We start from the raw sequence: 11,919 nt of genomic DNA on the forward strand, positions 1-11,919 counted from the left end.
CACCAAAGCTGTTATTGAGGGCCGCGAAAGCGGCCCTTTTTATTGGAACTCGAAGATTTGCCGGAAGACGCCGGGCGCGATGAGCGACAGCGGATTAATCGTCAGCTTCGGCTGGTCCGTCTGGCCTGACAGCTTGAAGGTAATGCCGAGCAGACCCCGGTCGCGGCCATTGCCAAGGAAGATGCCGATGAAAGGCAGTTCCCCGAACAGCCGGTTCAGACCATAGGCAGGCATGAAGGTGCCAGTCATGTCCATGCGGCCGCTCTGGTCCTTCAAGAGCCCCTGGAATGTCGCGCCGATCTGTTCACCGCGCACGACGCCGTTTTCCACCGCCACCGAACCATTGACATAAACGAGGCGGGCAAAACCGCGCTGGAATTTTTCCGAACTGACATCGATATTGCGGCGCACCGCATTGTTGAGGCTCCTGCCGTCCTCACCCGTCGGTGTGGCGACGATGTCCTGCAGCTTGGCTTCGTTGACGACGGCAAAATTGCGCAGGTCGAGCGAGCCGCTCCAGTCGTTGCCATTGGACGTCGTCAGCGCAAGATTGAGCAGGCCGCCGCGGATGCGGCTGTAGATATTGGCAAAACGGGCGAGCGAACCCGCATCGCTGCTGGTCAGCGTTACGGTTCCCGTCGCCCCGCGATTGGTGGTCTGGGCGACGACCGCCTGGCCGTTGCCGGTGACACCGCGGAAATCAACCGAGCGTACCTTGCCGTCCCGCACGCTGACATCGGCGCTGACATTGCCGAGGATTTCGTCGTTGAAACCGTAAACCTTGTCGAACTGCGCCTTGACGGAAAGTGTGGGCTGCGAACGGGACGCGCCATCGCTGCCGCTGGAGGGGCTGCGCAGCTTCGAAATGAAGGGCCTGAGATCGGCGGATTTGCCCGATGCATTGATGATATAGCCGTTCTTCGACGCGGCGACCGAAACGGCGTAATTGTCGGAGGGCGAGAGTTGCACGCGGCTGAGATCGGCGGAAATCAGCCCGTTCTTGCTGAAGGCGATATCGCCGGCAGCGCCGAAACCGTCGCCATCGAGTGAGAAGTCGCTGATCGTCGTGCGCCCATCAGCCACTTCCATGGTCAAGGTGGCATTGGCGGGAATGCCGATACCCTTGCTCCAACCGAGCCCGGGCAGAATGATCGACGCCTTGGTCAGATCAAGCCGGATGTCCTGGCGTTTGGGGTCAGCGCCGTCGATTTCAATCGCCGTCGTGCCGCCGAGGACCGTGGACAGTTCAGGGGCGAGCTTGGCGACCTGCGTCTCATTGAGGGTTGCCTTCAACGACAGTGTCGGCGCGATATCGCTCTTCTTGCGCACCGGCTCCGTCATCACGATGTCCATCGGCACGTCGTCCACGCGGCCCTTGCCCTCCAGTTTGAGCTGGCGGTCGTCCAACGTCATGAAGCCGTCGACAGCGGTCACCTTGTGGCCGGCGAAGGGCTTCGTCAGCGACAGGTTCTTCAGGTCGAGATCGGCCGTCCAGACCGGCGGCGGCGGGTTGTGGCTGGAAAGCAGGCCAACGGTGAGATTCGCGTGGGCTTTGACATCGCCGGTGAAATCTTCCGGTTTGAACTGCGTGTCCTTGAGCGCATTGATGGGTTTGAGTGTCGCAAGCTCGGCCACGGCATCGGCCGAACCTGAAACGTTCAACTCGAGATTTCCGAGTAACGGCTTGTCGTAAACGGCGGAAATGAGAAAGCGGCTGTTCTCCAGCGCAAGCGACCGGTTCGACGGGAAATAGGTTGTGCCCTGCTTGATGTCGACGGCCATCTTGCCGCCGACAAGGTCAAAATGCGCGTCCACATCGCGCAAGGGTGGAATGTCGCCGGTGGTATTGAGGCGCGTGTCATCGATGTCGAAACGGATCTGCATTTCGCTTTCGCCCAGCACCAGAGGGCAGCCGGGGCCGCACATCCGTCCCTGCGGGATGAAGATCGCGATTGAGCCATTGGTGACGGTGCCGCCGTAAAGATTGGACACGACCCAGTCGCGCGGCTTGTGCGCCATCCAGAACGGCCAGAGCTGCTTGACCGCCGTGGCCTCCATCTTCGGAATCTGTCCGCCGAAACTGATTTCCGGCGACCCCTGGCCGAACCGGATTTTCAGCGATCCCGCCATGTCTCCGAGCGGGCCCGAGACATAAAGCGCGGGAACATCAAGCTGTTTCGTCGCCGCCGTGAAATGCCCGTCCGCCTTCAGGCTGAAAGGAACAGGGGCCTCCCCCGAAGCTTCGGACGAAGCAACGCCATTGTCGATCCGCAACGAAAGACCGAAGCCGTCTTCCGTATCGCTGATTTCACCGGCGACCGGAATAATGGTCCGGCCGAGCTCCAGCCGCGAATTGTCGATGACGAGGGTGCTTTTTGCAAAGTCATAATGCGCATTGACGGTGCCTGCCGTGAAGGTCTGGGCTTCGCCGCCAATCCGAAGCGTACCGTTGCCCATGCCGAGGGAAACGTCCAGGCGCGGCTCCTGCCCCTGCGTGGCCCGCCGGGCGACAATGTTGACGCCGGTCTTGACGTTCAGGCCCTCATGAAGATTGCCGTCGGGATCGTATTTTTCCAGGAACGGGCCGATATCGAAACCGTCGATGCGGGCCTCGAAGCCGCTGATCACACCGCCCGCGCCGGAGGTCTTGAGCGACACGCTGGCAATTTCACCGTTAAACAGCGTTTCGCCATCAAGCGAATAGCCGCCCTGCTGATCCGGCGTCAGCGACAATTCGCGCACTTCTATGGTGCGCGGCTTGCCGAGCTCGCCGGGCGGCAGGTGAACCGAAACGCTGGAGATATCGATCTCCTCGGTTCCGCTGCTCAGGAAAGCCTGGGCGAGCTTGTCGAGCTGTCCGAAGGCGTCCTGCAATTGCTGCGGCACGGCGTCGAGCTTGATGCTGGTAAGATCGAACCCGTTACCCTTGGGCAAAAGCGCGGTATCGAGCTCCATCCCGTCAGCTTCGAGGCTTTGCACCGAGACACGGCCGGTCAGAAGCGCAAGCGGATCGAGCGCCATGCCGATCGCCCGCGCCCGGCTCAGATGCTGGCCGGATTCCTTCTCGACGATATCCACGTCCTCGGCCACCAGCGCAAGGCGCAGCCCGGTGGAAAACCTGATCGCCGAAGAACCGATCCGCGCGCTGTAGTGTGGACCGAGCGCCTTTTCCAGCGCCTGCTGCGCCTGGCTGGAAAGCGTCGCATCGATCGATCCGGTCTCGACCGAAAGAATGATGCCGCCGATGGAGAGGAAGGCCAGCACGAAAAGCGCCGCGAAAATCTTGACGAAGGCCCGCACCATGGAGCGCGGCGCAGGGCAATGAACGATGATGGGATCTTCGGCCTGCGCCGAAGGAAGATCATGCAGCGCAATGATATCACGCTTGCCGAACTTGACCTTTTCACCCCTGACTTCAGCCATACGCCCTTGTTTGCCCTTGAATAGCTTTGTTTCGCCGCAACACCGGAGCGGATGGCGAAAAGTATAAGCGGTTTGCGTCTGGAATCCCGCTCTAATTCTTTAGTCCAGATCACGATTGAGATTTAAGATCGTTTCGACCTCAAATCTCAATCGTGATCTGGACGACGCGCGGTTTCGCTATATATCGAATGTGGCGACTTTCACTCAACATCCCGGCGAAAGAAAGGTAGATTATGACAGACTTGACGATTGGCGGCACCGCTCCCGATTTTACTTTGCCCCGTAACGGTGAAGGGACGGTGACATTGTCCAAACTGCAAGGCAAGGCCGTCATCCTCTATTTCTACCCGAAGGACGACACATCAGGCTGCACCGCCGAAGCCATCGACTTCAGCGCGCTGGGCGGCGAATTCGAGGCAGCCAACGCCGTCGTCATCGGCATTTCGCCCGACAGCGTCAAAAGTCACGACAAATTCGCGGCAAAACACGCTCTCTCCGTCATGCTGGCCTCCGATGAGGAGAAGAAGGTTGTGGAAGCCTATGGCGTCTGGAAGGAAAAAAGCATGTATGGCAAAAAATACATGGGTGTCGAACGCACCACCTTCCTCGTCGCACCCGATGGAAAAATCGCGGAAGTCTGGAACAAGGTGAAGGTCGCGGGTCACGCGCAGGCCGTTCTTGAGGCCGTGAAGAAGCTCTGAGGGACCAACCCGTCGTGACGCCCCCGTTCAAGATCATTTCGCTCCGAGGCGGCGCGACGGATGCGATCGCGAGCGCCGATCTCGACAGAAAAACCGCGCTTGCGCAGGAAACGGCGACACGCTGGTTTGCGCGCCGCCTGTCGCTGCGCTCCCCGCTCGACGCGCCGCTGCCCGAACGTCCGGGCAGGCCCGAGAAGCCGGAACTCGTGCCGCCAACCGCTGTGGAACGCCGCTCGCTCCACAGCGTCAGGGGACGGATCGCGCTGCTGCATGCCATCGCCCATATCGAACTTAACGCCGTCGATCTCGCGCTCGATATCGTCGCGCGTTACGCCAGCGAACCGGTGCCGCATTCCTTTTTCGACGGTTGGATGCAGGTCGCCTTCGAAGAGGCCAAACATTTCCGGCTGGTGCGCGACCGCCTGAGAAGCCTCGGCGCCGACTATGGCGATCTGCCGGCCCATGACGGGCTCTGGCAGGCCGCCCACTCCACACGCAACGATCTCACCGCGCGGCTGGCGGTCGTGCCGCTCATCCTGGAAGCGCGCGGGCTGGACGTTACCCCTGCCCTGCAGGCCAGGATGCGAGAAACCGGCGACCTCGAAAGCGCCGCCGTTCTCGACATCATCTATAATGATGAAAAGGGCCATGTCGCCATCGGCGCGAAATGGTTCCGGTTCCTGTGCGCGCGGGAGAAGAAGGACCCGGCCGCAACCTTCAGGCAACTGGTGCGCGCCAATTTCCGCGGTCCGCTGAAACCGCCCTTCAACGACCTTGCCCGGGCCGAAGCCGGCCTGACACCTTCCTTTTACCGCGCGCTCACATCCGTCAGCCAATAGCTGACAAGGCTAAAAGACCTCTCCTGCAAAACTTCGTTAACCTTAACGAATTATGATTTCCCTTAAGAAATCGGCCAGTCCGGAGAGAGATTGTGACTGATACGGCGGAAAACCGGGTATTCGGCAAAAAGCGTGAGCCCCACGTGCTCATTCTCGCGCGCGGCGACAGGGTGCGGCACATGACCATCCGGCCGTGGATGGCGGCGCTTGCCGGCTGCACGATAGGCCTGTTTTCACTCGGCTATCTCGGCGCCACAAGCTATCTCATCTTGCGTGACGACCTGATCGGCGCGACCATGGCGCGCCAGACCCGCATGCAGAACGACTATGAAGACCGCATCGCGGCGCTGAGGGCCCAGGTGGACCGCGTCACGTCCCGGCAGCTGCTCGATCAGCAGGTCGTTGAAAAGAAAGTGGAAAAGCTGCTGGAACAGCAGGCGGCGCTGACCTCGCGACACGGCCGCATGAGTGAATTGCTGGAGCGCGCCGAAAATTCCGGCATCGCCGCCTCCCCGGCCGCGCCCTCGTCTCTTTCGAACGCCATGGCGCCGGAAAAACGCGCTGACCTTTCCGGCGGCCTTTCGGCCATTGAAAAGCTGATGGCGCCACGCAGGCCACAGACGGAAAAGCCCGCCACATCAGACAGACGCGCCGCCTATGTACCCGAAGCCGGCGAAACACCGTCCGACCGGGCCGATCGGGTGTTCTCCAAGGTGACACTGTCGCTGAAGGATATAGAGCGCCAGCAGATATCGCGCATAGCCCGACTGACCAGCGACGCCGAGGACAAGGCGAATGCGATGCAGGATATCATCCGGCAGGCCGGCCTGAAAATCGAGGAGAATGGCAACGACGACGTAGGCGGCCCCTATGCCGATCCCGAGCGCGGTGAAGGCGATCCCTTCAACCTGTCGCTTACCAATCTCGACAATGCCCTGAACAGGCTCGACATCGTCAAGGAAACCGCAACCGCCCTGCCCTTCGGCAACCCTGCTCCCGGCCGGGCGATTACCAGCCGATTCGGCAACCGGATGGATCCGTTTCTCGGCCGGCCGGCCCTGCACACCGGCATCGATTTTCGCGCCGAGACCGGTGCTGACGTCAAATCCACCGGCGCGGGCAAGGTGACGGTGGCGGAAAACTCAGGCGGCTACGGCAATATGGTCGAGATCGATCACGGCCAGGGCGTCTCGACGCGATTCGGCCATCTCTCCGCCATTCTGGTGAGAGCCGGCGACAAGGTCGAAGCAGGCGACGTCATCGGTCGCGCCGGCAGCACCGGCCGCTCCACCGGTCCACATGTGCATTACGAGGTGCGCCGCAACGACACGCCTGTTGATCCCATGCGGTTCCTGATCGCTGGAACGGAACTCAAAACCTATTTAAAATAGCAGCACGATTTTAATGCTTTTTTTGCGCTTTTTACGATAAATCGCTGAAATCTGCACCAAAGGCCCAGAAGCCCCGCCCGAACCCCGCTGTTTCGCGCGCTTTCCCCGTTGTTTCCTTGACTTTCCGGCAATTTGGGCATATCCCCGCGCCAAGTCTTTGCAAGTGCCGCAGCGGCACGCAGGTGTTCTTACCGAACCAGAACGGAAAAAGTTCTTCCTTTGACAACATTCTCTGATCTTGGCCTGAGCCAAAAAGTTCTTTCCGCTATTGCAGATGCCGGCTACACGACGCCGACACCCATTCAGGCTGGCGCCATTCCGCCGGCGCTGGAAAAGCGTGATATCTGCGGTATCGCACAGACAGGCACGGGCAAAACCGCGTCCTTCGTTCTGCCGATGCTGACGTTGCTCGAAAAGGGCCGTGCGCGCGCCAGAATGCCGCGCACCCTGATCCTCGAGCCGACCCGCGAGCTTGCAGCACAGGTGGCGGAGAACTTCGAGAAATACGGCAAGAATCACAAGCTGAACGTCGCCCTCCTCATCGGCGGTGTTTCCTTCGAAGACCAGGACCGCAAGCTGGAGCGCGGCGCCGATGTGCTGATCTGCACGCCCGGCCGCCTTCTCGACCATTGCGAGCGCGGCAAGCTCCTGATGACCGGCGTTGAAATTCTCGTCATCGACGAAGCCGACCGCATGCTCGACATGGGCTTCATTCCCGATATCGAACGTATCGCCAAGATGATCCCCTTCACCCGGCAGACGCTGTTCTTCTCGGCCACCATGCCGCCGGAAATTCAGAAGCTGGCTGACCGGTTCCTTCAGAACCCGACCCGCATCGAAGTCGCCAAGCCATCTTCCACGGCAAAGACCGTGACGCAGCGCATCGTCGCCGCGCACAACAAGGACTATGAGAAGCGCGCCGTATTGCGTGATCTCGTCCGCGCCGAGGAAGCCGAACTCAAGAACGCGATCATCTTCTGCAACCGCAAGAAGGATGTGGCCGACCTGTTCCGCTCGCTTGACCGCCACGGTTTTTCCGTGGGCGCCCTGCATGGCGACATGGACCAGCGTTCGCGCACCACGATGCTGCAAAACTTCCGCGACGGAAACCTCTCGCTGCTGGTCGCTTCCGACGTCGCAGCACGCGGGCTGGATATTCCCGATGTCAGCCACGTCTTTAACTTCGACGTTCCCATTCATGCCGAAGACTATGTCCACCGCATCGGCCGTACCGGTCGTGCGGGCCGTTCGGGCAAGGCCTTCACCCTCGTCACCAAGAGCGATGCGAAATATCTCGACGCGATCGAAAAGCTGATCGCCGAGAAGATCGAGTGGCTGAGCGGTGACCTGTCCGCACTCCCCGCACCCATGGAAAGCTTCGAGAGCAATTCCAGCCGCCGGGGGCCCAAGGAACGTGGCGGCAGAGGTCGCGACAGGAACCGTCGCGATGCACCCGCATCGCCGGTCGAAAACATCAATCAGGATGCACAGTCCGCTGTGGATACGGACGTTGCGGCTCACGGAGAAGACAAGGTGAAGGCAGAACGCAGACCGGAAAAGACCCCGCGCAATTCCGAGCGCAACAGCCGCAACCAGCCGCACGCCAACGACGACAACCGCGACCGCCGCCGCCATTATCGCGACCATGACGATGGCCCGACACCGGTTGGTTTCGGCGACGACATTCCCGCCTTCATGCTGATCGTGGCCAACGCCAAGGCTTGACCAGCGCAATGGACAATATGACATCGACCATCAAGCCCGGCCTCGATTTTCCGGGCGTTGGTGTCGGCCTTGTCATATTGCGTAACGAGCGCGTACTTTTATGCCGGCGCCTGAAGGCGCCGGAAGCCGGATACTGGAGTATTCCGGGCGGCAAGGTCGATCACCTTGAAACTTCCCTCGCCGCAGCACGCCGCGAGGCCGAAGAAGAAACCGGCCTTGAGATCGGCGACGTCGAATTTCTCTGCCATAGCGAATTTATCGATACGCAAGACGGTCACCACTGGGTTTCACTGATCTTCGTCACCCGCGACGCACAGGGTGAGCCGGCATTGACCGAACCAGACAAGCTTTCCGCCATCGGCTGGTTCGATCCGGATAAACTTCCCGAACCCATCTCCGCCTTTGCCAGGGACGCCCTGGCCGCCCTGAAATAAGGCCGCACAAGCGACCAACCGAATTCGCTTGCAGGCAGCAAGGGCGTTCGACGGGCAATTTCACACAGTCATATGATCTATACGCCGGAGTTGGATTTACCCTCTCCGCGCTATATCTTTTCCAGAAATACAAAAATGAAAGAACGTCTTTGCGCCAGGCTTTCGGAATTCAATTTTAAATTGCTTAAATTAGCTTCATGTAAAAAACCGCCCCAGTTGCCTGAAGCGGTTTATACGTAATGAAAAAAATAGAATATAGAATGTAATATAGTCTGGCAGTGCTTATAATCGGAACACTTTCCGAGGCCTGTTACAGCCAATTTCAGTCGTCCCCTGAAACAGTTACATCTAAGCTAATCATTTACTTTCCGTCAAGCAAATCTTCTCGCAAATGCGAAAAAAACATGGCGTAAAAGCGGTGAATAATTGGAAGGATTATATATTCGTCATATATATCAATAAATTATGCAATTGATAATAAAATGTGCATGTTTTTGTGCTGCACTCTGAAAAGCATAAACCTAGCTCAGTCTTTTCTAAACTGTGCTTATACGCGGCACATGTAATAGATTTATGAAGTAACGCAACTCACGGCAGGAACACGAAATACCTCCTCGTCCAGTCGGCGCAAAGGAGGAACAACTTCACCGCAAGAACAGCCGCGCCGTGAGACCGGTCGCGCGCAATTGCACCGAACGCAAACAATCAAAAGTTGTCCAACTGCTACGAGCCCTCGAATCGGGCAACTTCCGATCAAAACCGCCGCCCTGCGGATGGCGATATGCGATTAAGATGAAACCGCAGCGATTTTTCCTTTGGAAAACCAGTTGTTGCCGATAAACATCAAGCCGGGACAACAGGATTTCTATCGCCTCATGCTTTCACTTCGCCTGCTAACGATCATCGCCGGTTTTGCCTTCGCGGGCTCAGCAAGCGCGGCATCGATTGGCATTGTTGCCCCCCAGAACGGTCCTTACGAGCTTCTGGGCCAGCAGGTGCGGCAGGGGGCGAAAGCGGCGGCGGCCAAGCTCGGGCTTGATGTCGTCGAAATCCACGAGAGCTGCGAAGACGGCAGCGGCGGCGCGATTGCCGATGGCCTCGTGGCCGCCAAGGTCAGCGCCGCGATCGGGTTTTTATGCACGGAAACGCTTCAGGGCGTTCTGCCGCCATTGAAAGCGGCCGCCATTCCCGCGATCACACTTTCCAGCCGCGCGCCGATCCTGATGGAAGATGCGCTGAAATACGGCTGGCCGCTCTTCCGCCTCGCCCCATCAGACCGGGCCGAATCGGACAGGATCGCGGAGATCATCCTGCGCGACTGGAAGGGACACTCCATCGGACTTGTGGATGACGGCACGATCTATAGCCGCGAACTGGTGGACCGCATCCGCTCGGCGCTCGAGGAAAACGGCCTCAAGCCCACCTTCACCGATACGATGCGGCCCAATCAGGAACAGCAGGTTGCGCTTGTACGCCGGCTGGCGCGCACCGGCATCTCCCATGTCTTCGTGGGCGCAGAGCGCAACGACGTCGCCATCATCGCCCGGGATGCCGCATCCGAAAACCTTCCCTTGACCATCATGGGCGGCGACGCCATGAACGCCGCCAACAATCCGGTTCCCTTGACCGCGAATGTGCTGGCCGTCACGCGTCCGGCCTATGACGCCCTGCCCTCCGCCCAGACCGTCGCCGGCGAACTGCGGGGCGCGGGCATCGAACCTGAGGGTTACATCCTGCCCGCTTATGCAGCGGCCGAACTCACCGCCGCCCTTGCAGAGGCAGTGCAGGCGCAGTCGAAACCCGGGCCGGAAATATTGGCTGGCGGCGCCGTCTTCAAGACCGTCATCGGCGATCTCGGCTTCAACCCGTCGCACGACCTTTCCGACAATCCCTATCGTCTGCAGCGCTGGAACGGCCAGCGTTTCGAACCGGCGGACAAGGCGGAAAGACAATAGGCAACGCGGCAGCAACGGAAATTCGATGAAACGCGGCTGAAAACCACCCGCAACCGCGCGGCCGGCCGTTTCAAACCCCGATACTTGATGTTAAAGGCAGCTTACGCAACGCGTCGAGAGGAGTTTGCCCCATGTCCCTGCCCATCCGCATAGCCCCTTCCATTCTGGCCGCCAATTTCGCCAAGCTCGGACAGGAAGTCGCCGATGTCACGGAAGCCGGCGCGGACTGGATCCATCTCGATGTCATGGATGGCCACTTCGTCCCCAACATCTCCTTCGGCCCAGATGTCATCAAGGCGCTGCGCCCGCACAGCATGGCGTTCTTCGACTGCCATCTGATGATCGCCCCCGTCGACCCCTATCTCGAAGCCTTCGCCAAGGCTGGCTGTGACAGCATCACCGTACATGCGGAAGCAGGGCCTCACCTGCACCGCTCGCTGCAGACGATCCGCGGGCTTGGCAGAAAGGCCGGCGTGACGCTCAACCCCGCCACACCGCTTTCGGTCATCGAGAACGTGCTTGATGATGTCGATCTCGTCCTGATCATGAGCGTCAATCCCGGTTTCGGCGGGCAGAAATTCATTCCGGCCATGCTCGACAAGATCCGCGCGGCAAAGGCAATGATCGGCGACCGGCCGATCGAACTGGAAGTGGATGGCGGCGTGACGGCGGAAACCGCAGGCGCAATCGTTGCCGCCGGTGCGAACGCGCTGGTAGCCGGCTCGGCCGTCTTCAAAGGCGATGGCGTCGCCGACTACCGCAAGACCGTCGCTCAGCTGCGCGCGGCGGCGGAAGCCGGACGGACGTAACCCGTCGCCGCTGAATGCGGGACAGGCCGGGGGCGGCACAGCAAGGCGTTGGGGGATTTTCATGGAAAGCGACAGGCAGGGTTTCCGTGACATGGCTTCGGCAGCGCTGTTTACGCTGCTCGGCGCGTTTGTCTGGGCCCTCTGCTCAGCCGCGGCCGCCGCCATCGGCCTCTATGTCAGGAACCGGCTGGAAACCGACCACGCCACCGACATAATCACGCTTTTCTTCACGGGCGGCCTTTTCGGCTGGCTGCTGGCCATGGCCGCGTTGCACTTCGTTCCCCCGTCCACCGCCCTGCCGCTGCGTTTTGCGGCGGCCTGTCTTGCCATCATTTTTTTCACGCTGGCGGTCGCGGCGGCGTTCTTCGCTTTTGAGTACCGGATTTTCTATGCGCAATGGCACGCGCCGGCATTCTCCCGCATCTGGTTTTTCCAGCAGCTCTTCACATCGCTCGGCGCGATTTACCAGTTCTGCGTTCTGGGCCTTGGATTATATCTGCCCTTTGCCGCCGTTCCGCTCCTGCCTGCGGGTGCATTCCTTTGCCGACGTGCGCAACGAGCAACATAGGCATGTGGCTTGATAGATTGAGATTACCGGAACACTTTGCTAAACGGGCAGCAAAATTCCTCCACAAAGAAAGT

The 11,919-nt window shown here is 59.8% G+C and carries 9 protein-coding genes; 8 read left to right on the forward strand and 1 reads right to left on the reverse strand.

The genetic code is table 11. The features are described from left to right. Nucleotides 1-39: 39 nt before the first annotated feature. The gene (locus CFB10_RS03185; protein ID WP_020012836.1) at nucleotides 40-3,423 is read right to left on the reverse strand and encodes a DUF3971 domain-containing protein; all 3,384 of its coding nucleotides are present in this window, start codon (nucleotides 3,421-3,423) and stop codon (nucleotides 40-42) included. 233 nt (nucleotides 3,424-3,656) lie between these two features. Here CFB10_RS03185 and bcp point away from each other — a divergent pair, with 233 nt between their 5' ends. The 8 genes from bcp (at nucleotide 3,657) to CFB10_RS03225 (ending at nucleotide 11,845) form a co-directional block, all read left to right on the forward strand. Beyond that, nucleotides 3,657-4,124 carry a thioredoxin-dependent thiol peroxidase gene (bcp, locus tag CFB10_RS03190; RefSeq protein ID WP_026364158.1) on the forward strand — a complete coding sequence of 156 codons (468 nt, stop codon included), beginning with the start codon at nucleotides 3,657-3,659 and terminating at the stop codon, nucleotides 4,122-4,124. Nucleotides 4,125-4,138: 14 nt separating this feature from the next. Then, entirely contained in the window at nucleotides 4,139-4,963 is an 825-nt protein-coding gene (locus tag CFB10_RS03195; RefSeq protein ID WP_020012838.1) for a ferritin-like domain-containing protein, read from the forward strand. A gap of 92 nt (nucleotides 4,964-5,055) precedes the next feature. After that, nucleotides 5,056-6,354: a M23 family metallopeptidase gene (locus tag CFB10_RS03200; RefSeq protein ID WP_020012839.1), complete on the forward strand. Its 1,299-nt coding sequence runs from the start codon at nucleotides 5,056-5,058 to the stop codon at nucleotides 6,352-6,354. A gap of 219 nt (nucleotides 6,355-6,573) precedes the next feature. Beyond that, nucleotides 6,574-8,079, forward strand: coding sequence for a DEAD/DEAH box helicase (locus tag CFB10_RS03205; RefSeq protein WP_020012840.1), 1,506 nt, complete (start codon nucleotides 6,574-6,576; stop codon nucleotides 8,077-8,079). Between the two features lie 8 nt (nucleotides 8,080-8,087). Further along, on the forward strand, nucleotides 8,088-8,513 hold the full coding sequence (locus CFB10_RS03210; protein WP_020012841.1) for an NUDIX domain-containing protein: 426 nt from the start codon (nucleotides 8,088-8,090) through the stop codon (nucleotides 8,511-8,513). 875 nt (nucleotides 8,514-9,388) lie between these two features. After that, a complete protein-coding gene (locus tag CFB10_RS03215) occupies nucleotides 9,389-10,468 on the forward strand; it encodes an ABC transporter substrate-binding protein (protein ID WP_051091660.1) in 1,080 nt (359 codons plus the stop codon). A 131-nt stretch (nucleotides 10,469-10,599) separates the two neighbouring features. Beyond that, entirely contained in the window at nucleotides 10,600-11,277 is a 678-nt protein-coding gene (rpe, locus tag CFB10_RS03220; protein ID WP_003507931.1) for a ribulose-phosphate 3-epimerase, read from the forward strand. A 61-nt stretch (nucleotides 11,278-11,338) separates the two neighbouring features. Continuing rightward, nucleotides 11,339-11,845, forward strand: a complete 507-nt coding sequence (locus CFB10_RS03225; protein ID WP_020012843.1) for a hypothetical protein — start codon at nucleotides 11,339-11,341, stop codon at nucleotides 11,843-11,845. Nucleotides 11,846-11,919 lie beyond the last annotated feature (74 nt).

It is taken from the genome of Agrobacterium sp. 719_389, from assembly GCF_900188475.1.
Taxonomy (GTDB): domain Bacteria; phylum Pseudomonadota; class Alphaproteobacteria; order Rhizobiales; family Rhizobiaceae; genus Agrobacterium; species Agrobacterium radiobacter.